Annotated in this window: 27 protein-coding genes; 13 read left to right on the forward strand and 14 right to left on the reverse strand. The window is 44.6% G+C overall.

The annotated features are described in order from the left end of the window. The first annotated feature begins 47 nt into the window (after positions 1 to 47). Both mciZ and ABTV07_RS13260 read left to right on the forward strand, forming a co-directional pair. Positions 48 to 182, forward strand: a complete 135-nt coding sequence (gene mciZ / locus ABTV07_RS13255; RefSeq protein WP_433742976.1) for a Z-ring formation inhibitor MciZ — start codon at positions 48 to 50, stop codon at positions 180 to 182. Between the two features lie 71 nt (positions 183 to 253). Further along, positions 254 to 1,174: an aldo/keto reductase gene (locus ABTV07_RS13260; protein ID WP_433742978.1), complete on the forward strand. Its 921-nt coding sequence runs from the start codon at positions 254 to 256 to the stop codon at positions 1,172 to 1,174. Positions 1,175 to 1,212: 38 nt separating this feature from the next. Here the strand turns inward: ABTV07_RS13260 and ABTV07_RS13265 are convergent, their stop codons facing one another. The 5 genes from ABTV07_RS13265 to ABTV07_RS13285 form a co-directional block, all read right to left on the reverse strand. Beyond that, positions 1,213 to 1,749, reverse strand: coding sequence for a GrpB family protein (locus ABTV07_RS13265; RefSeq protein WP_433742980.1), 537 nt, complete (start codon positions 1,747 to 1,749; stop codon positions 1,213 to 1,215). Further along, complete coding sequence (locus ABTV07_RS13270) at positions 1,749 to 2,006, reverse strand: YqkE family protein (RefSeq protein ID WP_433742981.1); 258 nt, start codon at positions 2,004 to 2,006, stop codon at positions 1,749 to 1,751. The genes ABTV07_RS13265 and ABTV07_RS13270 overlap by 1 nt, the downstream gene beginning before the upstream one ends. A 64-nt stretch (positions 2,007 to 2,070) precedes the next feature. Further along, positions 2,071 to 2,724, reverse strand: a complete 654-nt coding sequence (locus tag ABTV07_RS13275) for a CoA transferase subunit B (protein ID WP_433742982.1) — start codon at positions 2,722 to 2,724, stop codon at positions 2,071 to 2,073. A gap of 18 nt (positions 2,725 to 2,742) precedes the next feature. Beyond that, positions 2,743 to 3,435, reverse strand: coding sequence for a CoA transferase subunit A (locus ABTV07_RS13280; protein WP_433742983.1), 693 nt, complete (start codon positions 3,433 to 3,435; stop codon positions 2,743 to 2,745). Positions 3,436 to 3,480: 45 nt separating this feature from the next. Then, positions 3,481 to 4,668, reverse strand: a complete 1,188-nt coding sequence (locus ABTV07_RS13285) for an acetyl-CoA C-acetyltransferase (RefSeq protein ID WP_433742984.1) — start codon at positions 4,666 to 4,668, stop codon at positions 3,481 to 3,483. A gap of 155 nt (positions 4,669 to 4,823) precedes the next feature. On the opposite strand from ABTV07_RS13285, the gene ABTV07_RS13290 reads away from it, so the two are divergent. The 4 genes from ABTV07_RS13290 to ABTV07_RS13305 all read left to right on the forward strand — a co-directional run bounded on the left by ABTV07_RS13290 (position 4,824) and on the right by ABTV07_RS13305 (position 7,842). Further along, complete coding sequence (locus ABTV07_RS13290) at positions 4,824 to 5,717, forward strand: hydroxymethylglutaryl-CoA lyase (RefSeq protein WP_433742986.1); 894 nt, start codon at positions 4,824 to 4,826, stop codon at positions 5,715 to 5,717. A gap of 59 nt (positions 5,718 to 5,776) precedes the next feature. Then, a complete protein-coding gene (locus ABTV07_RS13295) occupies positions 5,777 to 5,911 on the forward strand; it encodes a hypothetical protein (protein WP_433742987.1) in 135 nt (44 codons plus the stop codon). A 105-nt stretch (positions 5,912 to 6,016) separates the two neighbouring features. Continuing rightward, the gene (locus ABTV07_RS13300; protein ID WP_433742989.1) at positions 6,017 to 6,949 is read left to right on the forward strand and encodes an alpha/beta hydrolase; all 933 of its coding nucleotides are present in this window, start codon (positions 6,017 to 6,019) and stop codon (positions 6,947 to 6,949) included. Further along, positions 6,946 to 7,842 carry an aminoglycoside phosphotransferase family protein gene (locus tag ABTV07_RS13305; protein WP_433742991.1) on the forward strand — a complete coding sequence of 299 codons (897 nt, stop codon included), beginning with the start codon at positions 6,946 to 6,948 and terminating at the stop codon, positions 7,840 to 7,842. The genes ABTV07_RS13300 and ABTV07_RS13305 overlap by 4 nt, the downstream gene beginning before the upstream one ends. Before the next feature lie 165 nt (positions 7,843 to 8,007). Here the strand turns inward: ABTV07_RS13305 and ABTV07_RS13310 are convergent, their stop codons facing one another. Next, positions 8,008 to 8,340, reverse strand: coding sequence for an iron-sulfur cluster biosynthesis family protein (locus tag ABTV07_RS13310; RefSeq protein WP_433742992.1), 333 nt, complete (start codon positions 8,338 to 8,340; stop codon positions 8,008 to 8,010). A 131-nt stretch (positions 8,341 to 8,471) separates the two neighbouring features. On the opposite strand from ABTV07_RS13310, the gene ABTV07_RS13315 reads away from it, so the two are divergent. Further along, complete coding sequence (locus ABTV07_RS13315) at positions 8,472 to 8,690, forward strand: CDGSH iron-sulfur domain-containing protein (protein ID WP_114746229.1); 219 nt, start codon at positions 8,472 to 8,474, stop codon at positions 8,688 to 8,690. Positions 8,691 to 8,841: 151 nt separating this feature from the next. Here ABTV07_RS13315 and ABTV07_RS13320 read toward each other — a convergent pair whose 3' ends face one another. Together ABTV07_RS13320 and ABTV07_RS13325 are read right to left on the reverse strand one after the other, a co-directional pair. Then, on the reverse strand, positions 8,842 to 9,174 hold the full coding sequence (locus ABTV07_RS13320; protein ID WP_114746228.1) for a YolD-like family protein: 333 nt from the start codon (positions 9,172 to 9,174) through the stop codon (positions 8,842 to 8,844). 14 nt (positions 9,175 to 9,188) lie between these two features. Beyond that, positions 9,189 to 10,451, reverse strand: coding sequence for a DNA polymerase thumb domain-containing protein (locus ABTV07_RS13325; protein ID WP_114746227.1), 1,263 nt, complete (start codon positions 10,449 to 10,451; stop codon positions 9,189 to 9,191). Between the two features lie 158 nt (positions 10,452 to 10,609). Between ABTV07_RS13325 and ABTV07_RS13330 the strand changes: the two genes are divergently transcribed. Together ABTV07_RS13330 and ABTV07_RS13335 are read left to right on the forward strand one after the other, a co-directional pair. Beyond that, entirely contained in the window at positions 10,610 to 10,804 is a 195-nt protein-coding gene (locus tag ABTV07_RS13330) for a YqzH family protein (protein ID WP_433742995.1), read from the forward strand. A gap of 362 nt (positions 10,805 to 11,166) precedes the next feature. Beyond that, positions 11,167 to 12,000 carry an alpha/beta fold hydrolase gene (locus ABTV07_RS13335; protein ID WP_114746225.1) on the forward strand — a complete coding sequence of 278 codons (834 nt, stop codon included), beginning with the start codon at positions 11,167 to 11,169 and terminating at the stop codon, positions 11,998 to 12,000. Between the two features lie 70 nt (positions 12,001 to 12,070). Here the strand turns inward: ABTV07_RS13335 and ABTV07_RS13340 are convergent, their stop codons facing one another. Then, positions 12,071 to 12,868, reverse strand: a complete 798-nt coding sequence (locus tag ABTV07_RS13340; protein ID WP_114746224.1) for an SDR family NAD(P)-dependent oxidoreductase — start codon at positions 12,866 to 12,868, stop codon at positions 12,071 to 12,073. Further along, entirely contained in the window at positions 12,865 to 13,848 is a 984-nt protein-coding gene (locus ABTV07_RS13345) for an MBL fold metallo-hydrolase (RefSeq protein ID WP_433742998.1), read from the reverse strand. The genes ABTV07_RS13340 and ABTV07_RS13345 overlap by 4 nt, the downstream gene beginning before the upstream one ends. 195 nt (positions 13,849 to 14,043) lie before the next feature. On the opposite strand from ABTV07_RS13345, the gene ABTV07_RS13350 reads away from it, so the two are divergent. Further along, on the forward strand, positions 14,044 to 15,183 hold the full coding sequence (locus ABTV07_RS13350) for a glycosyltransferase (RefSeq protein WP_433743000.1): 1,140 nt from the start codon (positions 14,044 to 14,046) through the stop codon (positions 15,181 to 15,183). A gap of 115 nt (positions 15,184 to 15,298) precedes the next feature. Next, the gene (gene namA, locus ABTV07_RS13355; protein WP_433743001.1) at positions 15,299 to 16,321 is read left to right on the forward strand and encodes an NADPH dehydrogenase NamA; all 1,023 of its coding nucleotides are present in this window, start codon (positions 15,299 to 15,301) and stop codon (positions 16,319 to 16,321) included. A gap of 348 nt (positions 16,322 to 16,669) precedes the next feature. Here namA and ABTV07_RS13360 read toward each other — a convergent pair whose 3' ends face one another. Genes ABTV07_RS13360 through ABTV07_RS13375 form a run of 4 tightly spaced genes read right to left on the reverse strand, consistent with a single transcriptional unit; the run spans position 16,670 to position 21,153 of the window. Beyond that, entirely contained in the window at positions 16,670 to 17,209 is a 540-nt protein-coding gene (locus ABTV07_RS13360) for a histidine phosphatase family protein (RefSeq protein WP_433743003.1), read from the reverse strand. Continuing rightward, positions 17,209 to 18,153 (reverse strand): ribonuclease Z, encoded by a 945-nt coding sequence (gene rnz, locus ABTV07_RS13365; RefSeq protein ID WP_433743005.1) that lies wholly within the window; start codon positions 18,151 to 18,153, stop codon positions 17,209 to 17,211. Before rnz ends, ABTV07_RS13360 begins: the two co-directional genes overlap by 1 nt. A gap of 49 nt (positions 18,154 to 18,202) precedes the next feature. Beyond that, the gene (locus ABTV07_RS13370) at positions 18,203 to 20,458 is read right to left on the reverse strand and encodes an ABC transporter permease (RefSeq protein WP_433743007.1); all 2,256 of its coding nucleotides are present in this window, start codon (positions 20,456 to 20,458) and stop codon (positions 18,203 to 18,205) included. Beyond that, complete coding sequence (locus ABTV07_RS13375; protein ID WP_433743009.1) at positions 20,455 to 21,153, reverse strand: ABC transporter ATP-binding protein; 699 nt, start codon at positions 21,151 to 21,153, stop codon at positions 20,455 to 20,457. Before ABTV07_RS13375 ends, ABTV07_RS13370 begins: the two co-directional genes overlap by 4 nt. Positions 21,154 to 21,416: 263 nt before the next feature. Between ABTV07_RS13375 and zwf the strand changes: the two genes are divergently transcribed. Together zwf and ABTV07_RS13385 are read left to right on the forward strand one after the other, a co-directional pair. Beyond that, on the forward strand, positions 21,417 to 22,886 hold the full coding sequence (zwf, locus tag ABTV07_RS13380) for a glucose-6-phosphate dehydrogenase (protein WP_433751234.1): 1,470 nt from the start codon (positions 21,417 to 21,419) through the stop codon (positions 22,884 to 22,886). Positions 22,887 to 23,082: 196 nt separating this feature from the next. Continuing rightward, positions 23,083 to 23,703, forward strand: a complete 621-nt coding sequence (locus tag ABTV07_RS13385; RefSeq protein WP_433743011.1) for a cyclase family protein — start codon at positions 23,083 to 23,085, stop codon at positions 23,701 to 23,703. Positions 23,704 to 23,732 lie beyond the last annotated feature (29 nt).

Below are 23,732 nucleotides of genomic sequence, written 5' to 3' on the forward strand. Positions count from 1 at the left end.
CATTAGCTTTTCATACATTTTATCATACCCGCCAAGGAGGAATCGAAATGAAGGTATATCTCACTGAAAAGGGAGTTGTAATCGCCGGAAAAGCGTGGGAGATCAAACACTATTTAAAACTCCAGCAGAGGCGGTTCCCCCTTGTTTCCGACTGGATCAAAGAATTGTCCAAGCAGGCCTAGGCGTTTCGCTTTGCCTCGTCCCCTCCTTTCCATTAATATAAAGAAAATGACTTATTGGGAGGAAGGAACACATGGAAAAGAGACCACTTGGAAATTCCGGATTGCTCGTAAGTAAAATGGGGCTGGGCTGCATGTCGTTGGGAACGGATGAAAAAAATGCGTTGTCCATTGTAGAAGCAGCACTTGAAGAAGGCATTAATTACTTTGACACGGCTGATTTATATGACTTTGGTGTAAATGAGGAAATTGTTGGAAAGGCACTTAAAAATGTCCGAGACGATGTTGTCATTGCAACCAAGGTGGGAAATAGATGGAATGATGCCAAAGACAGCTGGAGATGGGACCCTTCGAAATCCTATATCAAATCAGCAGTAAAAGACAGCCTTCATCGCATGGGGATTGACTATATCGATCTTTATCAACTGCATGGGGGAACCATTGACGATCCCATTGAAGAGACCATCGAAGGATTTGAAGAGCTGAAGGCAGAGGGGTTAATAAGAGAATATGGGATTTCCTCCATTCGTCCAAATGTGATTAAAGCTTTTGCTGAAAAATCCTCCATCCAGAGCATCATGATGCAGTACAGCATTCTTGACAGGCGCCCTGAGGAATGGCTGCCGCTACTGGAGGAGAAGAAGATCAGCGTCGTTGCGAGAGGTCCTCTTGCTAAAGGACTTCTTTCCAACAAAATGCTGGACAAGGCATCGGATAAAATCCAGAAGGAAGGATACCTCTCCTACACTTTTAAGGAACTATCAGAATTGCTTTCGTCCATTCAGCATAAGCTTTTGAATGATCGTCAAATGACCGAACTTGCCCTCCAATATGTTTTGAGTTCGCCAGCTGTTGCTGCTGTAGTGCCCGGTGCGAGCACAGTGGAGCAAGTCAAAAACAATGCCCGTGCAGTTAAAGGAAGCGCACTTTCTAAAGATGAAATCGAACTCATTAGACAACTTGCCAAAAACGATAAATACGAACAGCATCGCTGATATTCGAGGAACAAAAAAAGTCAGGGGAAGGAATGATTCTATTCCGCCCCTGACTTTTTCCATTTTAACGCTTCTTCTTCGATTTCTTTAACCAATGCATCTTTTCCGTCGATATAGGATGCAATATCAAAAGGGTATTTCACTGCCAATTCCCTTTTCAAATCACCATAATCCTTTGCCCTGTCAGGATGTTCTCTCAGATAGTCGCGGAAAACAAGGTGCCGTTCAATGTCGGGATGGCCGATTGGATAGATATGCAGATGCGTAAGATGAACCCCGTTTTCATCCAGCCTCTGGAAATACCTTCTCCCAGGAATGCCATTTTCCCCTTTTGCCTTGATGCCCAATTGTCTTTCCATCATCGATGTCTGATCATCTACTTTATTGATATCAGGTACTTCTATCAGAATATCAATAATAGGCTTAGCAGCCAGACCCTCAATGGAAGTAGAACCAATATGATGAATGAACAGCGAAGATTCTTTCCAAAAAAAGTCCTTAAGCCGTCTGGCTTCTTCTTCAAATTGCTTCTTCCAGTCCAATTGAGAATCTTCAACCGTCACCTTTCTCAGCATTATTTGAATTCTTTCCAGTTCATTGAGCTTTCTTCGAAGAGCTCTTCAAACGACTTATTTTTTTCGCGGAGTCTTCGTTCTTCTCTTTTTCTTGCTTCTTCCGCTTCCCTCTTTTCAGCTTCTGTCTGCTCAAGTTCTTTTTGCTTGGCTTTCAACTGCTGTAATAGATCGGGACTTAATGCGTCTTTCAATGAAAGGGAATCTTCTTTTTTCTGATGCTGTGGTTTGGCATGCTGCTGTCGCTTCTTTTTCTTCATGGTGTTTCTCCTTTTTTCCTTCTATTATAGCAAAAAGGGTCTGAAATTTCCGCTGCGGACTTTTTTAAAAGGCTTCGGTCAGTACGTTTTCGTCTACTTTTAATTCCGGTTCTGTCGAGGCAAGAATTTCTTCAACTGTATAGCCTTTTGCTACTTCTTTGAGGAGAAGGCCATTGTCCGTCACATCTATTACTGCCCGGTCAGTGATGATTCGATCGACTACTCCTTTTCCCGTCAAAGGGAGGCTGCAGGATTTCAGGATTTTAGGTTCTCCGCTTTTGTTGACATGATCCATAATGACGATGATTTTTCTTGCACCGTGGACTAAGTCCATGGCTCCACCCATTCCTTTGATCATTTTCCCCGGAATCATCCAGTTGGCAAGATCTCCGTTTTCTGAAACTTCCATTCCCCCAAGGATGGCAATGTCGATATGGCCCCCTCTGATCATGGCAAAGGACTCTGAACTATCAAAATATGAAGCTCCAGGAATTGCCGTTACCGTCTCTTTCCCAGCGTTGATCAAATCTGCTTCGACTTCTTCTTCGCCAGGGTAAGGGCCAATTCCCAGCAACCCATTTTCAGACTGCAGGACCACTTGTTTATTCTCTGAAATATAGTTTGCGACCAGGGTCGGCATCCCGATTCCAAGATTCACATAAAAGCCATTTTCAATCTCTTTTTCTGCTCTTCTCGCAATTTTTTCGCGATTGCTCATCTTTCAGCTCTCCCTTCCTTATTTTGATTGGACTGTTCTGCGTTCGATTCTCTTTTCCTGTTTTCCTTGGATCAGTCCTTGGACATAGATGCTTGGCGTATGGATATCGTTCGGATTCAGTTCACCAATTTCATAAAGCTCTTCCACTTCAGCAATGGTGACTTTGCCGGCAGCCGCAATCATCGGATTGAAATTCCTCGCGGTTTTGTTGTAGATCAAGTTCCCCATCTTGTCTGCCTTCCAAGCCCTGACCAAACTGAAATCGGCAGTATAGGCTTCTTCGAGAAGATATTCCTTGCCATTGAATTCCCTTGTTTCTTTGCCTTCTGCTATAGGCGTCCCTACCCCTGCAGGTGTGTAGAATGCCGGGATGCCTGCACCGCCTGCACGGATCTTTTCGGCAAGTGTACCTTGAGGGACCAGTTCCACTTCTATCTCGCCAGATAGTACCTGCCGTTCAAATTCCTTATTCTCTCCAACGTATGAGCCGATCATCTTCTTGATCTGCTTATTTTTCATGAGAAGCCCTAGTCCCCAATCATCGACTCCGCAGTTATTGGAAATGACGGTCAAATCCTTAACACCTTTTTCAACCAAGGCAAGGATCAGATTTTCCGGGATGCCGCATAAACCAAAGCCGCCGACCATCAAAACCGCTCCATCATTAATATCCTTCACCGCTTCTTGAAAAGTGGCAAAAACTTGTTTCATGTTTTCTCATCTCCTTTTGTCGTTCTCAGACAGTATCTATTCCGCCTAAACCAGTTCAACGATTGTCGCAACTCCCTGTCCTCCGCCGATGCAGAGGGTTGCCAATCCTTTTTTCGCTTCCCGCTTCTTCATTTCATGGATCAGCGTCACAAGGATTCTTGCCCCGCTTGCCCCAATCGGGTGCCCCAAGGCAATCGCTCCACCATTGACGTTCAATATTTCCTTATTGAAATCCAACTCTTTCCCCACTGCCAAAGACTGGGCAGCAAAGGCTTCATTCGCTTCAATCAGATCCATTTCATTTAATTCCATATTGGTTTTCGCCAATGCTTTTTTCACTGCTGAAACAGGGCCGATTCCCATTATGCTTGGGTCTACCCCTGCACTGGCATTTCCTTTAATGACAACAAGCGGTTTGATCCCAAGTTCTTCCGCTTTCGCTCTGGACATCACGACAAAGGCGGCTGCTCCGTCATTGATGCCGGACGCATTGCCTGCTGTTACGCTTCCATCCTTTTTAAATGCCGGCCTTAATCCTGCAAGCTTTTCAGCAGTCGTCCCTTTTTTCACATATTCATCTGTCTCGAAAAGAATCGGCTCCCCTTTTCGTTGAGGAATGGCCACTGGAACAATTTCTTCCTTGAACTTGCCTTCCTCAATGGCTTTTGCAGCCTTTGACTGGCTCTCGGCTGAGAACGCATCCTGCTCTTCCCTTGACAATTGGTAGGCATCGCACAGGTTCTCTGCTGTGACCCCCATATGATAGTCGTTGAATGCACACCATAATCCATCTGAAATCATGCTGTCGACCATCTTTTGATCACCCATTTTGAAACCTTCACGGGCATTTTTTAATAAATATGGCGCCTGGCTCATGTTTTCCATTCCGCCTGCCACAACGACATCGGCATCTCCTGCCAAAATCGCCTGCGCCGCCAAATGCACGGCCTTCAATCCAGAACCGCATACTTTATTGATGGTCATTGCGGAAACGCTTTCAGGAAGGCCCGCCTTAAGCGCTGCCTGCCTTGCCGGATTCTGTCCCAGTCCTGCCTGCAGGACATTTCCCATGATGACTTCATCCACTTGTTCACCCGTTAAACCGCCTCTTTTTAAGGCTTCCTTTATTACAACTGCCCCCAACTCCGGGGCTGAGATATTTTTTAGGCTTCCATTGAAGCTTCCAATTGCAGTACGGACTGCACTTACGATGACTACTTCCTGTTTTTCCACTGCAGTTTCCTCCTGTTCAAAAGTTAAATTCACTAAGTTAATTTCGATGCAAATCAAAAAAATCCTCTAATTTTGTCAAAAATCGTATTATTCTTGCTTTTCTGTACAAAACGTTTTTACAATAAATTGATTGCACATGGAAGGGAGTTTTTATGATGGATTTTCCAAAAGAAGCTGTATTGATTGAAGTCGGCCCCCGGGACGGCCTGCAGAATGAGAAAAATTTCATTCCCACTGAAGTCAAGAAGGCTTTTATTCATAAGTTGAAGCAAGCTGGTTTCAAGGAAATGGAGCTGACGTCATTCGTGTCCCCCAAGTGGGTGCCGCAGATGAAAGATGCTGCTGAAATTGTCGAGTCCTGTTTGGACAATGGAAGAAATTTCGTCCTTGCCCCAAATCAAAAAGGCATTGAACGGGTCATGGAAACTGATTGCCGGGCCGTTGCGGTATTTGTAGGAGTGAGCGATTCTTTCAACAAGAAGAATATCAACAAATCAACCCGTGAAAGCATGGATGAACTCAAGCCGTTGATCGCCCAATTAAAAGAAAAGGGCTACTTTGTCCGCGCCTGCATTTCGACTTCCTTTTATTGTCCCTATGAAGGGAAGATCCCTGAAGAAGCCGTACTTGACCTCTGCGGGGAATTTGCAGGGGCTGGAGTCGATGAGCTGAGTGTGGCAGATACCATCGGATTGGCTGTTCCTTCAGAGTCTTTTTCCTTGTTTTCAAAGCTTAAGGCCAATTTGCCGGATACCTTGTTAACAGCGCATTTCCATGATACAAGGAAGATGGCCCTCGCCAATATATATGCTGCGCTTCAAGCGGGAATCACCAGGTTTGACACCTCGGCAGGAGGTCTAGGGGGATGTCCGTTTGCCCCCGGCGCCACAGGGAATGTGGCTACAGAAGATGTAGCCTATATGCTTGAAAGGATGGGTGTGCAAACCGGAATCGACCTGGAGACTCTAGTCGAAGCGGTTGATCTTGTGGCTCCCCACCTTTCCAGGACCATTGAGACTGGATATTATCGTTTATCGAAAGCAGAGTGAATAATTCAGGCCCCTTTCGAAAAAATTAAAGCGTATCCAACTTGAAGGGAGCAATGAAAATGAGCCAAAAACGAGATAAAGGAAATAGTCAAAAAGGAAGCGTCACAGCTGGGGCCGATATCAAAAATACCGTTTCTGCCGAAGAAGTGGAGAGAACGGTCCACACGGCTAAAGATCAAAATTCCGAACAATGATTGAAATGTAAGAGAGGCCGGCTCACGGCTTCTTTTTTTTTGGTGAATTCCAATTCCAAATGGTAAAATTAAACTAAACAGAAAAGGAATGATGGGGGACTGACTATGAAGAAGAAATGGCTTGGTGCCATAGGGAGCGCTGCCCTGGCGGCTTCGGGTCTTGGCGTATACCTGTCCAATCGTTTGATGTATTACAGAAAAAAAGAAGAGCAATTTATCCTCGAACGTGAAGTCTCAGCCAAAAGAATCAATCTTAAAAACTATGAAGAATTGCCAAAAGAAGAAGTCTGGATCCAGTCTTCCTTCGGCTATCCTTTAAAAACGGTTTTCATCAAACCCTATCCTGAGTCGAAAAAATTCATGATCTTTGCCCACGGAATTTCGGAAAGCAAAACCAATTCCATCAAATATATGAATCTATTCCTCAAGTTCGGATTTAATGCGGTCTTATATGACCATCGGAGACACGGGGAATCCGGCGGCGAAACAAGCAGCTACGGCCACTATGAAAAACATGATTTAAAAAATGTGGCAGATGAACTTTTAAAACGCGAAGGCGAAGATACTTTTTTCGGCATTCACGGAGAATCGATGGGAGCAGTCACTACCCTGCTTTATGCTGGGACTCTTGAAGACCGTGCAGACTTTTATATCGCGGACTGCCCCTTTTCTGAATTCAGCGACCAGGTGGCCCACCAGTTAAATCGTGTGTTAAAAATACCGGGTAAATGGCTGATCCCGCTTGCAGATGCCTTTTTAAAGCTAAGGGAGCGGTATTCTTTCAAGGATGTTTCACCACTTCAGGCTGTTCAACATATCGAAAAGCCGGTTCTCTTCATACACAGTCTTGGGGACGATTTCATTCTGCCTGATATGTCTAAGGATCTTTTCGACCATAAAAAAGGACCGAAGAAACTCTATCTTGCTGAAAAAGGGGCACACGCCCAATCCTTGAATGAAAATCCGGAAGACTATGAACGTGCAATTGCCGATTTTCTTGCCGAATTTTTTCCTGGCAGGGGGTGGCCAAGCCTATGAGTACTTCTAAATTCCATAGAATCATTGTGGGCATTCATGGTGAAAAGGGGGAACGCTGGCTGAGGGAATTGCCGGCGCGCCTTGAAAAATGGCAGGAAGAGCATCACGCTGACATCCTAGCCCCTTTTGAACTCAGCTATAATTTCGTTGCCCCCGTCAAATTTCATGATGGCCGGTCCGCAGTATTCAAATTGGGGTTTTCACCAAAAGAAATCGGTCAGGAAATTCATGCGCTCGAAAACTTTAAAGGTGGAAGCATTGCAGGAATAATGGATGCGGATCCAGACAATGAGTGGCTGCTGATCGAACAGCTCAAGCCTGGGAAGATGCTGAAGGAATCGACTGTATCTGACAGTGAAGGCGTCAAGATTGCTGCATCCATTCTTCCAACACTATGGAAAAAGCCTTCTACTGATGCCTTTCCAAAAGTCAAGGATTGGGCGAAAGGGCTGGAGAAACTTCGCAGCCGGTTTCAAGGAGGAACGGGCCCCCTTCCCCCTCATCTCGTAGAAAAAGCAGAATTCCTTTTCTCCCATTTACTTGAAAATGAAAGGGATGTCTTCCTTCTTCACGGCGACCTCCATCATGGAAATATCCTATTCGATGCGAATAGAGGGTGGACAGCCATAGATGCAAAAGGAGTAATTGGGGAAAAAGAATATGACTGCATCCAATTTTTAATCAATGAGCTTCTTGAACAAAGCAATCCATTTGAAATTTTGGATCAAAGGATCACCTTGTTCTGTGAACTGCTGAATCTTGATTCTGAACGGATGATTCAATGGGGATTCTGCCACAGCGTCCTCTCTGCCTCCTGGAGCACAGAAGAAGGCGGCGACAGCTGGAAATGGGGCATCAACTGTGCAGAGTTATTTGACCGTTTGCTTTCATAAAGAACAAAAGCGTAAGCGCCTCAATCAGCCCCGACCAGCATAAGACGGAACTCGAAGGAAATCCTGATTTCTGTAGAGGTACGGCTTATGACTCGAGGGGCTAGGCGCTGGAGCTGGACGTCGAAAAAATCCATGCCCCCTGCTTTCGGGACATGGATTTTTTGTCTAGTTGGTGAGGATGAAGCTCATCCTGCCATTTAAGATTTGGTTCGGACTTTTTAATTGGTATGCGTTGCTGCTGGCAGAGTAATCAATTTTCAAGTCTTCATCAAAAAACACCAATTTGGATTTTTCCATATAAATCGGCATTCCGTTTGTCTCCACCTCAATATCCTCGCCTTGGTTCAGCTCATCCTGCCCAACGGCCATCAAAGTAGGGACACCGCTCATGACGCAGCCGCAGCCTTCTGTTTCATATTTTAATTTCAATACTTTACCGCTTCCATTGATTTTCTCTTCTATTTTAGCCAGCGCTTCATTCGTGATGGTAATTTTCATAGCTTGGACGCTCCTTTCGATGGTTCATGGCTTTAGTTTAACATAAGGAATCTTTTTTTCCTTCCGTCTTGCTTTTTTAGCTGTTTCCTTTTACCATCATACTATCTGTTAATTTTAAGGGGTGGATTAATTTGACAAAAGTTCAGATCAAAGTAAATGACAACGGCGGCTATCGTGTAATGGGAGATGTTGAGCTCATCGATGCAGAAGGCAACGTATTCGAAACGAAGCAGGCCTTTACCCTTTGCCGATGCGGCCTTTCTTCCAAGCTGCCATTCTGCGATGCAAGCCACAAAGGCAAGTTCGAATCCTGCGTTCGCGCTGAAAAAGTATTGGATGATAAAGAATAATTTCTAGAAAGGACAGCAGCGGGCTGTCCTTTTCTTATTCGTAGGCTCTTTTCTCATAAAGAGCCTGGATACTCCAGTTCAACGCGCAAAACAGGTAATTTCACGTTAAAATCGGCAGTAAGATTTTAACAACAATCTTTACGAAAACAGCCTATTCGTAAAACCGGATATCCACTATGTTTTCCATGAGGAGGTATTCGGGGTGGTCAAATTGGTCTACTGTGTGGAGCCTCTGTTGAAGCGGGTCAAAGTAATGGATGAATCCGATAAAAAGCTCGTATTGCCTTGAGGCATAATGGGTGATGGCCACCTGCCTCCTTTCCTCCATTGCTTCAGCGGCGATGCTGTTCAGCTCTTCCAGCTGCTGTTCATCGAGCTCGATTTTTTCCTTGAATGTATCCTCCTTTGCCCAATCGCGCAGCATTTTCACATGCTCCGGAAGCATCATGGAGGTCCATTTAATTCTTCCTCTATCGCGGATCATATGCATCCCTCCTCTTAAGATTTATGTCCTCCCACTAATTTCGCACGGTACAGGGCCGTACCTGCTTCTGTATAGGAAACAGCCCTGAGCAGGGAGCCTGAACCGAAGCGCCGGCGTATGGAATCCATGACGAACCCCAGCTCCCGCTTCTGTCCACGGTTGAGTTCGAATAAACTCAGCTGCATTTCCCTGTCCTCTACAATGTTGGAAAGCGTAACAGAAATCTGCCTCACCGTTTTATGGCTGTAATTTTCATGGAACAGCTCCAGGCAGGTCTTATATAAATCCATCGTGATATTTGTCGGCTGCTCCATCGTCCTTGCACGGTGGAAACCGCCTCCGAACTCTTCCTGGCTGTAGCCGATTCCCAGGCTGATGGTCCTGCCGGCTTTCCCGTGCACCCTCGCCCTCCTTGCCACTTCTTCGCAGATCTCGAGAATGACGTGCTTCACCTCTTCCTCCTCCTTGTAATCCCGGAGAAGGATCTGACTTTTGCCGAAGCTTATCTGCCCTTCCATGATCGGTGCCCCGATATCGGAAAGGTCCACTCCCCAGGCATGATAATAAAGCTGATTTCCCATGACCCCAAATTTCGCTTCCAGCTTTTCAAGATCATAGCGGGCAATCTGGCCGACCGTGAAAATCCCCATGCGGTTCAAGTTCCGCTCCATCCTTCTTCCGATCCCCCACATTTCGCTCAGCGGCGAAACCGTCCATAGTTTCTCCGGAACATCTTCATATGTCCATTCGGAAATGCCTTTTTTCTTTGCTTCCAAGTCCAGGCATAATTTAGCCAGGAGCATATTCGGACCAATTCCGATGGCACAGGGCAGCTGGAACTCCCTTTCGATTTCGTCTTTGATCTTCCGGGCGATGGTATGGGCATCCCCCCAGATATGATCAGTGCCATCAACTTTGAGGAAGCTTTCATCGACACTGTACGTATGGATGGCTTCCTTCGGGACATAGCGGTGGAACAAGCGGGTGATCTCAGTTGAAATCCGAAGATATGTGGCCATTTTGGGCTCGATGAATTGAATGCGCGGATCATTTGGGACTTCAAACATGCGCGATCCCGTCTTGATGCCAAACTCCTTTTTCATCTTTGGAGAGGCTGCCAAAACCACACTGCCCTTCCGCTCTTTATCCCCCACAATGGCAATATAGGATTCCAATGGGTCAAGTCCTTCCATTACCGCTGAACAGCTGGCATAAAAGCTTTTCATATCGATACAGAGGATTTTATGCCGGGGAAGCATACGATAATCGACAGTCATCATTTTCACCTTCATTACTCTGCAAAATTAAAACGAACACTTGTTCTAGTATATGTATGATTGTAATCGAATATACGTTCGCTTTCAATGAAAAAATTTTTCCTCTGCTGCTGAATACTAGCATTTATACACGCTATAATCATCCTGAGGTGTAGAATATGAATAGAAAAATTTTACATAAAATGATTGAACACTGCTTTTTGCAGTATAACCATGTAAGGGACTCCATTCCATTGAGTGCGGAAGAATATGATGAATTGTCGGCAAGGATAACCGAGGAGAAGAAAAAACAGCCCGATAGCGAAATTCACGAGCTGGTGGAAGATGTCGTTTATGAGTATTTGACGCAGTAAGTTGCATCTCTAAAAGAATTTCCTGCACTTTTCGCAATAAGGTGCAGAGTGTCCCCGCTTTTTTCTGCAGTGGCAGCTCGGGCACTCTATATAGGGCTCATCAGAGGGGCCAAGACCGCCAAATCCCTTTAGGAAAAAGCCTTTCATCGATCCTTCAAGTTTGTTCAGTATTAATGCTGGAACGGAAATGATAAAACCGATCAAAATTAAAATGAGAACTAAAGTCATTCACACTACTCCTCTCCCTTTCTATTCCTACGAAGCAGCAAACAAATAGTTCCAATCAATATCCAAAAAAAAGGATAAAAATTCTATTTGTCGAAGCTTTAGTTAAAGTGAAATTTTATGGAGGGTTTATCAATATGTGGGAGAAACGAATGATTGAAACATCCAGAGGAACGTTTGAACTGTTTACAAAGGGAGAAGGACCTCCTCTTTGCACAACACATTTGTACAGCGAATTTAACGAGAAAGGAAATCTGCTCGCCTCATCATTAGCAGACCATTATACAGTCTATCTCGTAAATTTGAGGGGAAGCGGTAATTCAACAGGAGACACCACCCGATTCAGTCTGGGGATGACCGATGCAGTAGGGGATTTAGAAGCGGTACGGCAAGCTCTGAATATCGATCAATGGACATTCGCCGGACATTCAACAGGAGGGATGCTTGCATTAAAGTATGCCATCATGCATCCGGAAAGCCTGACTAAAATCATTGCCGGTGGCTTATGTGCGTCCTCGGATTATATGCGCCACAAAGGCAGCATCTATTGTCCTGAAAATCCGAATAATGCCCGTATCAAGGAAATATTAACGATACTTGGGAACCAATCATCCACCATTGAAGAAAGAAGGAACGCAGGGAAAGAATGGACGCTGATGTCGTTATATGATCCAAAGACATATGAAATGATGTCGTCCAGGCCAAACAGCGGGAAAAGTGTAGCAAGCAGACTCGATTATTTTTCTTATAAAGAACTGCCGGAATTTGATTTGCGAAAACAGCTAAAAGAAACGAGCACTGAGGCATACCTCTATTCAGGGCTATACGATACTCAATGCCCGCATAAGTTTTCCTTAGAAGCAGCAACCATCATGCCAAATGGGTCGATGACAACTTTTCATTTCAGCAATCATTATCCGTATATCGAAGAAGAAGAGTCATTCAGGGAGTTCGTGGCACAAACACTCTAATGCCGCGGGTTATCTGCATGATGAATTAGCTCATACAAAAAGCCGCAGGACCCCCTGCGGCTTAACACAATCATTTTTTAAAGAATGCATTTTTCCCCAGGCGCTCGATCAAGCGTGGAAAAAGGGTGTACAATGTGCTTCCCGCATTCATCCAGCGCGGCAGGTTGACTTCCCTTGTGTTGGTGAACATGATGCTGACTACCTTTTCAGCTACATATTCCGGTGTAAGCATGAATTTTTCTACATTTTTCACATAGGATCCCGATTCGTCCGCAATGTTGAAGAAGTTCGTTGCGATAGGCCCCGGATTAACAGCCGTCACATAAACGCCTGAAAGGGACAGCTCCATGCGCATGCTGTTGGTGAAACCAAGAACGGCATGCTTGGAAGCAGAATACACGCTTGATTTCGGTGTCGCGATCTTCCCGGCCTGCGATGCGACATTGATGATATGCCCGGAATGACGGCTGATCATATCAGGAACAACCTGCTTGGTGCAGGCAATCAATCCAAGGACATTGACGTTGAACATCCCTGCAATGTCTTCGAACTTTGCTTCTGCGACTTCATCGAAAACCCCAAAGCCTGCGTTATTGACCAGCACATCCACTTGGCCCATTTTTTCATAGATGGCGAGGAAAGCTTCAGGAATGCTGTCATGCTCAGAAACATCCAGACTAGCAATAAAGCACTCCACCGGAAATTGAGCTTGAATCTTTTCCTTTACAGCTTCCAATTTATCAAGACTTCTAGCAAGCAGATAAAGATTCGCTCCGTTAGCAGCACATAAGAGCGCCATTTGCTCCCCGATTCCGCCAGAAGCCCCTGTTATGACGACATTTTTCCCTTTAAGTCTTGGATTTTTCACGAAGAAATCCCTCCTGGTTTGATTGCAGAAAAATACTGCACCCCTTCAACTTCAGAGACTGCTGCCTCTCCGATAGAAAGCAGATAGTCCAGCTGTGCAGCCGTTTCAGAAATAGTCAGGCCAAGCTCCCTTTCATAGACTGCTGGAAAAAGTTCTTTGCAGATTTCAAAAACCGTTTTGGATTCCTCTGCAATCATCCCTTTCACCTGCATGGCACGGTCATGCTGCTTTTTCAGCCTTCTTTCCACAAGCGGCCCGACTTTCGCCACTTCTGTACCGTGTCCTGTATAGACCTTGGAAATGGGAAGCTTCAGCATTTTCTTTAAAGACTCATTGTATTGCAGCTGAGGACGCGGCCGTTCATCGCCTGGCGTATATGGCGGTTCTATCAAGGGGTTGGAGGAGATTGTAGCAAGGATATGGTCCCCTGCGATCAATACACCTGTTCCTTCATGATAAAAACTAAGATGGCTCTGGGCGTGTCCCGGTGTTTCATACACCGTCCAGCCAGCCATTCCCGGTATAGCACCGCCTTCTTTCAATACCCCTGCCAACGGCCGATGACAAGAATATTTCAATGGGGATTTCATCACCTTAAGCATTTTCTCCATATCCCCCATGATTCCGAATTTCCGGAACAATCCCCCGTAAAACTCGTCATGCATGGAATTGAAATGTTCATCCCTATTTATCCATTGTTCACAGTAAGGATGTCCGTAAACATCGATATCATCCGGAAGAAAATCCAAAAGGCCCACATGGTCGGGATGATGGTGGGTCAAGACTACCTGCTCAATGTCATCCGGTGTAAGGCCCAATATGGAAAGCTGCAGCTTGAATCCATCCCATGCCTCTTCTGTTTTCGGGCCTGCGTCAATCAGCGTCAACTTCTCCCCTTTGACTATATACATATTGACATCCCCGACAGCAAACGGCGTAGGAACTGTCAATTTTGCAATACCATCTTGCCAAAAACTCATATTGATCACCTGTCATTATTATTTTTATATAAAAAAGTATGTAATTGAAGTACATCAGATATTTATAGTGTACCGATAATTGTTCGCATTGTCATTATATACCTATACCAATGCTCTAAGAACGGATTCATTCATTTCAAAAAAATCTTCCAGTGGATATAATAAAAGGAGGTCGAGAAAAGAAATGGAGAAATCATGATTTATTTAATGAGTTTGATTCTGTTGATTTGGATTGCCTTTTTTATAGATGCCGCTTGGGGGCTTCGGACCATTGAAAGACTTGAATCGGAAAAGGAGCTTGAAGATGGGCCGCTGATTTCTATCATTGTGGCGGCTAAAAATGAAGAAGAACATATCAGGAAAAGCGTAGAAAGCCAGCTTCGCCAAAACTATAACCATATAGAATGGATTCTGGTCAATGACAGGTCGGAGGACAGGACCGGCAGTATAATGGATGAACTTTCAGAAAGTCATCCTCATATGAAAGTGGTTCATATCAAAGAATTGCCGAAAGGATGGCTTGGAAAAAACCATGCCCTTTACAAAGGCTATCTCGAATCTAATGGAGAATGGCTGCTGTTCACGGATGCTGATGTCCTTTACAAAGAAGAAACCGTGGGAAAAGCCGCTTCCTTCCTCTCAAGGAAAAACATCGACCATATGACGGCAGCACCCGATTTATATGCTAAGGGATTCTGGCTGAAGTCATTTGTGGCGTTTTTCTTATTTGGATTTTCCTATTATAAACGCCCATGGAAGGCTAACATCGATTCCTCTAAAATCGGAGTGGGTGTAGGTGCATTCAATCTAATCAGAAAAAAGGCATATGAGACAATCGGGACGCATCAATCCATCAAGGAACGGCCGGACGACGATCTCCAATTAGGGATGATGGTGAAAAAATATGATCTGAAGCAAAGGATGGTCTCTGCGACAAAGCTCATGAAAGTGGAATGGTACCCTTCCCTTCAAGCAGCGTTTAAAGGGTTGGAAAAAAATACATTTGCAGGGCTGCATTATCAATTTTCCATGGTCTTTTTGGCTGTGGCAGGCGTCTTTTGCTCACAGGTTCTCCCTTTCCTGACGATTTTCAGCCCCAATCCGCTCCTGAGGGTTCTTTCGTTTATAGTCGTTGCCCTGATCTTTTCCCTCTATTATCTGATCGTTAAAAAATTGACGGCTTTTTCACCACTGTTGTTTTTTATTTTCCCCGCAACCGCTCTTCTCTTTATTTATTCGATTGTAAGAGCGGTATTCCTGACCATTCGAAGAGGGGGAATTGAATGGAGAGGAACGGTTTATCCATTAAAGGAACTGCGAAAAAGAGGGAGATGAAGGCAACTTTCTTTGAACGTGGAACGCTCCTTGTTATAATGATGGATATATTTAGAGATCCGAAATAGCCAATCAAGGGAACTCTAATGGATAACCTGTTCAGGGAGGTATGAAAGTGTCAAAAATCAAACTGTTTGAACCTTATAAAATTAAGAATGTCGAGTTGAAAAACCGAATCGTCATGGCCCCAATGTGCATGTATTCCTGCCATGATGAAGATGGAAAAGTGAATGACTGGCATTTGACTCACTATACAAGCCGGGCTGTCGGCCAGGTTGGACTGATCATTCTCGAAGCTACATCCGTCACGCCGCAGGGCCGGATATCCCCTCAAGATCTTGGGATTTGGGATGATGATCATGTTGAAGGCTTAGCGAAGCTTGTAAACTTAATGAAAAGCCATGGATCTGCTGCCGGCATTCAGCTTGGGCATGCAGGAAGAAAAGCCGTCATTGATGGAGAGATCATTGCACCATCTGCCATCCCATTCAATGATGAGATGAAAACGCCAAAAGAAATGACGAAAGAAGAAATAAACGAAACGATCACAGCGTTCCAAAAGGGAGCAGAAAGAGCGAAAAAAGCTGGATTTGACATCATTGAACTCCATGGGGCACATGGATATTTAATCAATCAGTTCCTTTCACCGCTTACAAATAAGCGAAACGACGAATATGGCGGATCTGCTGAAAACCGCTACCGCTTCCTTCAAGAAATTATTGATGCCGTAAAAGAAGTCTGGGACGGCCCACTCTTTGTAAGGGTGTCAGCAAGAGATTATCATCCGGACGGACTTGATGCAGAAAATTATGTTCAAATGGCCAAGACCATGAAAGATCAAGGGGTGGACCTGATCGATGTAAGCACAGGAGCTGTTGTACCTGCCCGCATCCCGGTTTTCCCTGGCTACCAGGTAAAACCAGCAGAAATGATCAAACATGGAGCCGATATCCCTACGGGAGCCGTCGGACTCATCACTTCAGCCATCCAGGCAGAAGAGATCCTTCAGAACGACCGATCCGACCTCATTTTCCTTGCAAGGGAATTGCTCCGAGACCCATACTGGCCGCGGACAGCCGCAAAAGAATTAGGTGCGGACATCACTCCTCCTAAACAGTATGAAAGAGGATGGATATAAGAAAAGCGGAAGCGCCTGAACAGAGGCGCCGAGGTTGGACTGAAGCACCACGAGATAAAGGAAACACGGAGAGCGCAGCGATCCGATGTTGACTTATCGTAAGTGTGCTGAAGGAAACCTCCCAGCCTCTAGGCGCTGGAGCTGGATCATAAGAAAAGCGGAGGCGGCTGTTCAGAGGCGCCGAGGTTGGACTGAGGTGCTGCGAGATAAAGGAAACACGATGAGCGAAGCGAATCGATGTTGACTTATCGTAAGCGCGCTGAAGGAAACCTCCCAGCCTCTAGCCGACGGAGCTGGATCACGAGAAAAAGAAGAGTCCTGATCCCCACTGGGGACAGGACTCTTCTTTTATTCCCAAATTCGCTTAACTTCCCCTTCTTCTCCATCATACTGGATATGATAGACGTCTGGATTCGTCAATTCCATTAATTCTTGAAAACCGAAACGCCCGTCAAAATATCTTAAAAGCAGCGTAGTCAAATTTCCATGGCTTACAATCACAATATTTTCTTCAGGCGAATCCAAGATTTCTTCCAGCATAGAAGCTGCCCGTTCGTAAGCAGCCTGGGAAGATTCACCACCAGGAAGTACAAAAGAAAAATCGATAAAACTGTGTTCGAGCTTTTCTTTCCAATCCGGCAAATCTTCACCGCTGAGCACCCTTTCAGAAAGGCGCTCATCTTCGGTGATGTCAATTCCCCTCTTTAGAGCAAGCGGACGAATGGTCTCGAGCGTTCTTAAATAGGGGCTGGAAAAGATGCAATCGATGTCTTTTTCTTCAAAGAAATCGACAAGCGCTTCTGCCTGCTCCCTTCCTTCCTTTGTCAAAGGAGCTGAAAACGGCTGTCCTTCCGCTTTTGCATGCCGAATGAGATAAATGTTTTTCATTATAGAGATGCACCTCCATTAGAACGATATGGAACAGGCACTTCAAGAAAATCATTGGCAATCTCTGCTGCCGGAAAAATGGTTCTTGCCTCGTCTCGCAATGTTCCCCAATCTGCCTTGCCATAGCGTGAACTGATATGAGTCAAGACAAGTTTGACCACATCTGCCCTTTTAGCGATTTCAGCAGCTTGAATAGTGGTGGAATGGAAATAGCGGTGTGCCATTTCACTGCTGTCCCCCGAAAAAGTTGCTTCATGGACAAGCATATCTGCTTCAGATGCCAGATGGACAGCATTTTCGCATGGGCGGGTATCTCCCAAAATGGCGACAATTCTCCCTTTTTGGTCCGGTCCCAAAAAGTCTGGACCATGGATGATCCGGCCATCTTCAAGCTGTACTGATTTTCCGGCTTTCAGTTCTTTGTAATGAGGTCCAGGAGGCACACCTTCCTCTTCCAGCCTTTCCGCCATCAGTGTACCGGGCTTATCATTTTCGGTAATGCGAAATCCCCAGCTTGGAAGCGCATGATCGAGAGGGAGTGCTTCCACCTTAAATTGCCCGTCATCAAAGATAGTTCCCTCTTCCATTTCAATAATTTCCAAAGGATATTGAAGATGCGTCTCGCTGATTTTTAATGAGACCTCAATAAACTCTTTGATCCCTTTTGGACCGTAAATGGTCAAAAGGGAAGTTCCTCCTTGAAAGGAGCGGCTTCCAAGAAGGCCGGGAAGACCAAAAATATGATCTCCATGAAGATGGGTAATGAATATTTTCTCAATCTTCCTCGGCTTTAAAGAAGTGGAAAGAATTTGGTGCTGAGTCGCTTCTCCACAATCGAAAAGCCACACAGCATTCCTCTCTTCCAACAGCTTTAGAGCTAGGGAAGTAACATTTCTGACTTTGGCGGGTACGCCGGCACCCGTTCCTAAAAACAACAACTCCACGATTCATTACCTCCTGCAGGACTTTCATGAAGCCATTTTAACACATTCATCATGCTTCCTGCCTCTTCAATACTTCCTGCAAGGATACCTTCCGCAGCTTCCGTCTGGAGAACAGAATGGATGTATAATAGCTTGCGAATATTAGAACAAAGCCCAAAATGAACATAATAGGATTGACAGAAACCGGCAGGACATAATTTGTCTGGCTTGCCATGGATTTCATCAGTCCATCGATGCTGAACATAGCAGCAGGCACCCCTATTAGGTAAGCAATAAGCACTACAGGTGTGTATATGTTGAGCAGGAGCTTTGATATCGTTGAATCCTCATATCCAATGACTTTTAACAGAGATATGGATCCCATATTTTCGTCCACGATCAAATTGGTGATGAGCGTAATGATGATCAAACCGATCATAAACGCGAGTCCTGCCATGATGAAGATAGAATATCGCATCGGGCCCATCAAGGATTCCATCGTATTCATCATGTCCTGTTTATTTTCCACCATTAGAATGGATGAATCGGCTCCTGGCTTTTCATTGGTCCATTTTCCGAGATAAGCATTCTTTGGATACTGTGCAAGTCCATTCAATTCCTTGCGGTCGAGATAAGCGGCAGTCCCTGTATACATTTCTGCCACCCCTTTGACCGTCAATGTTTTTTCCTTGCTGTTTGAAAGCAGCTTCACCGTGATGGAATCCCCTTTTTTCACATGAAGGGTATAGGCAAGAACTTTATTAAGAACAATCCCATCATCAGTAGATGGATTCAAAGAGCGGCCGTTCTCATCACGGAGGGAAATGGACTTCATTCCATCATCCACACCATATAATTGGATTTTCTTCGGGGCTTCACCCGCTGTCTTGACTTCAGCCTCTGCAATGGAAAAGACATCTCCGTCGACCTGACCGTCATTCTCTTTCAGCTCCTGATAATAAACTCCATATTGATAATTCATGGATTCTTTATAGGTTTTATTAATTAGGACATCGATGGAATTCATACTGATGAATCCATACATCAGAAGAATGGTCGCAAAGCATATCCCGATGGTCAAATAGAGGATCCGGCCGATGTTTTTAGAAAGCATCCTGATGCGGAAACGGTTTTTGAAGCTTTTCATCATCAAGACGGGCTTTCTGTTTTTTTTGATCTTTTTCTTTTCTGGGGCAGGTTTCAATAAATGAATCGGTGATTGGCGCACTTGCTTTCGAATCACCCAAAAGCCGGAACCCATCAATAGCACAAGCGGAATGGCGATTGCCCCGATCCATTGTAAAGGGTTGATTCCCCACCGGGAAAGAACCGGCAGATTGAAGAAAGTCGTATAATAGTCGGTCAAGGGAATGGATAGGACAGCACCTGCAGCAATCCCAAATATAGACCCAGACAAGCTGACAACGACAGGATAAATCAAATACGCCCTTATCAATTCATCCGGGCGGTACCCCAGCGCAAGCTGCGTCCCGATTTGCTTTCTTTGTGTATCCAAGCGCCTTCTGATCAAAATGACAACCATCATCATGGCGATGATTGAAATAAAAATCGGCAAAGTGGTAGTGAATGATTTCGTTCCTTTTATTTCAGAATCAATATAGGAAATGCGTGAGTTTTCCTTCGCATTCACCCATTTAATGATAGGAGAAATAGTTGAAATACCTTCTTTAAGATCCTTCAGCGAATGATGTCCTTTGTCCCATTCCCCAATATAATAAGGAGAACCTGCCCCAAGTCCTGAGATTCCTTTTTCCGTCGCCAAAGCCAATCCAAAATTGTTGGAATCATTAACGAGATCGCTTTCGTTTTTAAGGGAATAAATATAATCCGGCAGATAAAATAATCCAGTCACCTTCCACTGCTTCCCTCCGACGGTCAGTTCATCTCCTGATTTAATATGATTCTGTTTGGCAAAGATTGCGGAGAGAGCAAGTTCATCAGGTTTGGAGGGAAGCTTCCCTTTTGAAAGGAAAGGGATATTGACTGATTTCGGTACATTGAAAAAGCGGATACTTTTACTTCCCTTATATAAGGCATCTGCTGAAAGTCTTTTCTCTAGCCGTACCCCATGCTCTTTTTGAAGGGAATCTATTTCCTTTCCACTAATGGGGCTCGAGGTATAAAAATGGAAATCCTCCTGATTGTAATCATTCTTGAATTTAATGTTGCTGTTCTCTACTGCGGATATGGATGCACTTAGCATTATATAGAGAAGGACTGCCAAAAAAATCAGCAAGGACGTTCCGCCATACTGCCATTTCTTCTGCCTCATTTCCCTGATTATGGCTTTATACCGATTACTCATCCCCACTTCACCTGCTCTGCCGGCACTGGGGCTTCATTATGGATGATTGTATCCAATTCTCCGCTCTTCATCTTCACAACCCAATCTGCCATTTCTGCAAATCCTTGATTGTGTGTGATGATTAAAACAGTCGTTCCATACATTTTATTGATTTCCTGCAGCAGTTCCAGGATTTTCTTTCCGGTTTCCTCGTCAAGCGCGCCGGTCGGTTCATCGCATAAAAGCACTTTGGGATTCTTTACAAGTGCTCTCGCAATAGCCGTTCTCTGCTGCTCCCCGCCGCTTAATTGATGAGGGAACTTATGCTTTTTATCGAGCATTCCCACCCGATCAAGCACCTCGTCCACATTAAGTGGATTGCGGCTGATTTCCGATCCGACTTCAACGTTTTCTCCAACCGTTAAAGTAGAGATAAGATTGTAGGATTGAAAAATAAATCCAATCAATTCCCTTCGATATTCAGTCAGTGCCTTTTCTTTGTAAGAAGATACTTCCCGATCCATCACCTTGATCTTTCCATGATCAGGACGGTCAATCCCGCCGATGACATTTAATAATGTGGATTTACCGGAACCTGAGGGGCCCAAAATGACAGAGATGCTTTTTTCAGGCAAATCAAATGAAACATTCTTCAATGCGGCTACCTCAATTTCTCCGCTCTTATATGTTTTGACGACATTCATAAGTGATAACAAATTATCCTCCCCTTTCCATTTCATCATACACAAAGCATTGTTTCCTCACAATATATTTATGAAATATTTTTACTAATATATTTCATAAAATAAATTTTCTTTCTAAAGCTGAATTGTTGCGAAATAGCAGGTAAACAGATAAAATTAAATACTTGTACAGAGGTTTTTTTAAACTGGAAATCTAGGGAATACTACATAAATCATTACAAAAAAGTGAGGTAATGAACGTGGAACAAACAAAAGAAATGCCATCTTCTTTAATTATGATATTCGGGGCTACGGGAGATTTAGCGAAGCGCAAGCTTTTCCCTTCCCTTTATCATTTATATCGCAAAGGAAAATTAACGGATCATTTTGCAGTGGTCGGAGTCGCCCGACGTCCTCTTTCACACGAAGAATTCAAAGAGCGGGTCAAAGATTCCGTGTTGACATCGATCGGTGAATCAACAGACATCGATGATTTCATTTCTCATTTTTACTATCAAGCCAATGACGTATCAGACTCTGATTCCTATCAGGAACTGCGCAAGCTGGCAGCTGACTTGGATGAGAAATATTCCATCGGTGGAAACAGGATCTTCTACTTGGCCATGGCACCTGAATTTTTCGGCACCATTGCTGAACACTTAAAATCTGATGGTTTGACGGAAACAGAAGGATTTAAACGCCTGGTCATTGAAAAGCCTTTTGGCCACGACCTTCCATCAGCGCAGGAATTGAATGACCGTATCCGCACAGCCTTTTCAGAAAGCGAAATTTATCGGATCGACCACTATTTAGGGAAAGAAATGGTGCAGAACATCGAAGTTATCCGCTTCTCCAATGCACTGTTTGAACCACTGTGGAACAATCGATATATTTCCAACATTCAAGTCACTTCAAGTGAAACGCTGGGAGTTGAAGAGCGCGGCGGCTACTATGAAAAAAGCGGAGCGCTTAGAGATATGGTCCAAAACCATATGCTGCAAATGGTCGCCCTTCTCGCCATGGAGCCTCCAATCCGATTAACGACGGAAGAAATCAGAAGTGAAAAGGTAAAGGCCCTGCGTGCTCTCCGCCCCATTGAAGGCGAAGAAATCAAGGACTATTTCGTCAGGGGACAGTATGGTTCAGGTCAAGTTGAAGGAAAAGAACTGCCAGGCTACCGTGAGGAACATAACGTAGATGAACAGTCCAATACAGAAACATATGTAGCCGGAAAATTGATGATTGATAACTTCAGGTGGGCAGGCGTGCCATTTTATATCCGCACTGGAAAGCGTATGACCACCAAATCAACTAAAATCGTCGTGCAATTCAAGGACATCCCGATGAATTTGTACTACAGAAAAGATGAGCCGCTGGCGCCGAACCTTTTAGTCATCCATATTCAGCCTGAAGAAGGGATCACCCTTCACTTAAATGCGAAAAAATCCGGTCAGAATACAGAGGCTAAAACGGTTAAGCTGAATTTCTCCAACAAAAGCGTCGATGGCATGAATACACCAGAGGCATATGAAAAGCTTCTTTTCGACTGCATCCGCGGCGATGCCACAAACTTCACTCACTGGGATGAAGTTGCCCTTTCATGGAGCTTTGTAGATAAAATCTCGGATATTTGGGAAAGCACGAAAGAAACAAACTTCCCGAACTACGAATCCGGCACAATGGGACCAAGAGAAGCAGATGAAATGTTGGCAAAAGACGGTTTCTTCTGGTGGCCTGTAGCAAATCTTGAAGTAGATAATTGCTGATTTTTAGAAAAGCGCAAGCGCCTTGGTCAGCCCCGACCAGCATAAGACGGAACTCGAAGGAAATCCTGATTTCCGTAGAGGTGCGGCTTATGACTCGAGGGGCTAGGCGCTGGAGCTGGACAAAAAAACTACATTTTCTGGACGTCATGCAGTGCACAACTGCATGACGTCGTTTTATAAAAAAGGAGGATATACAATGAAAATTTATGATGTAACCGCCCCAATCTTTAAAGGGATGCCTGTCTATAAAAATAAGCCGGAGAAACAGCCTGATATTAAAACGGATACTAACGGCCATGTAACAGAATCAAGAATCAGCCTTGACGTACATACCGGGACACATGTGGACGCTCCCCTTCACATGATCAATGACGGCGAAACAATCGAGACCATTGATATAGAACAACTGGTGCGTCCATGTAAAGTAATGGATTTGACGAAGCTCGATGGAAAGATCACAAAAAATGATATTGAGTCTTATGACATCCAAAAAGGAGATTTCCTCCTTTTCAAAACAAAAAATTCATTTGATAAAGAGTTCAACTTTGAATTCATTTATTTAGCTGAAGATGCCGCACAGCACTTGGCACATATCGGGGTTGCAGGTGTTGGAATCGATGCACTTGGAATCGAACGCGCGCAGGAAGGGCATCCAACCCACAGAGTGCTTATGAATAACCACGTTATCATCATCGAAGGCCTTCAGCTTCAAGATGTAGAAGAAGGAACTTATTTCATGATTGCAGCACCATTGAAAATCCAAGGAACGGATGCTTCACCGGCCAGGATCCTTCTGCTCGACCAAATCATTGCCTGAATTTCCACAGAAAGCCAGCCTATTTTATA

Source organism: Falsibacillus pallidus (genome assembly GCF_050990905.1).
Lineage (GTDB): Bacteria > Bacillota > Bacilli > Bacillales > DSM-25281 > Falsibacillus > Falsibacillus pallidus_A.

Coding starts and splice junctions, on each gene's coding strand:
- ABTV07_RS13305 (WP_433742991.1), top strand. CDS start 6,946: ATGAGTACTTCTAAATTCCATAGAATCATTGTGGGCATTCATGGTGAA.
- ABTV07_RS13345 (WP_433742998.1), bottom strand. CDS start 13,848: ATGAGTTTTTGGCAAGATGGTATTGCAAAATTGACAGTTCCTACGCCG.
- ABTV07_RS13300 (WP_433742989.1), top strand. CDS start 6,017: ATGAAGAAGAAATGGCTTGGTGCCATAGGGAGCGCTGCCCTGGCGGCT.
- ABTV07_RS13290 (WP_433742986.1), top strand. CDS start 4,824: ATGGATTTTCCAAAAGAAGCTGTATTGATTGAAGTCGGCCCCCGGGAC.
- ABTV07_RS13335 (WP_114746225.1), top strand. CDS start 11,167: ATGTGGGAGAAACGAATGATTGAAACATCCAGAGGAACGTTTGAACTG.
- mciZ (WP_433742976.1), top strand. CDS start 48: ATGAAGGTATATCTCACTGAAAAGGGAGTTGTAATCGCCGGAAAAGCG.
- ABTV07_RS13275 (WP_433742982.1), bottom strand. CDS start 2,724: ATGAGCAATCGCGAAAAAATTGCGAGAAGAGCAGAAAAAGAGATTGAA.
- ABTV07_RS13385 (WP_433743011.1), top strand. CDS start 23,083: ATGAAAATTTATGATGTAACCGCCCCAATCTTTAAAGGGATGCCTGTC.
- ABTV07_RS13260 (WP_433742978.1), top strand. CDS start 254: ATGGAAAAGAGACCACTTGGAAATTCCGGATTGCTCGTAAGTAAAATG.
- ABTV07_RS13360 (WP_433743003.1), bottom strand. CDS start 17,209: ATGAAAAACATTTATCTCATTCGGCATGCAAAAGCGGAAGGACAGCCG.
- zwf (WP_433751234.1), top strand. CDS start 21,417: ATGATATTCGGGGCTACGGGAGATTTAGCGAAGCGCAAGCTTTTCCCT.
- ABTV07_RS13320 (WP_114746228.1), bottom strand. CDS start 9,174: ATGATCCGCGATAGAGGAAGAATTAAATGGACCTCCATGATGCTTCCG.
- ABTV07_RS13270 (WP_433742981.1), bottom strand. CDS start 2,006: ATGAAGAAAAAGAAGCGACAGCAGCATGCCAAACCACAGCATCAGAAA.
- ABTV07_RS13350 (WP_433743000.1), top strand. CDS start 14,044: ATGATTTATTTAATGAGTTTGATTCTGTTGATTTGGATTGCCTTTTTT.
- ABTV07_RS13330 (WP_433742995.1), top strand. CDS start 10,610: ATGAATAGAAAAATTTTACATAAAATGATTGAACACTGCTTTTTGCAG.
- ABTV07_RS13310 (WP_433742992.1), bottom strand. CDS start 8,340: ATGAAAATTACCATCACGAATGAAGCGCTGGCTAAAATAGAAGAGAAA.
- ABTV07_RS13325 (WP_114746227.1), bottom strand. CDS start 10,451: ATGACTGTCGATTATCGTATGCTTCCCCGGCATAAAATCCTCTGTATC.
- ABTV07_RS13265 (WP_433742980.1), bottom strand. CDS start 1,749: ATGCTGAGAAAGGTGACGGTTGAAGATTCTCAATTGGACTGGAAGAAG.
- ABTV07_RS13295 (WP_433742987.1), top strand. CDS start 5,777: ATGAGCCAAAAACGAGATAAAGGAAATAGTCAAAAAGGAAGCGTCACA.
- ABTV07_RS13280 (WP_433742983.1), bottom strand. CDS start 3,435: ATGAAACAAGTTTTTGCCACTTTTCAAGAAGCGGTGAAGGATATTAAT.
- ABTV07_RS13370 (WP_433743007.1), bottom strand. CDS start 20,458: ATGAGTAATCGGTATAAAGCCATAATCAGGGAAATGAGGCAGAAGAAA.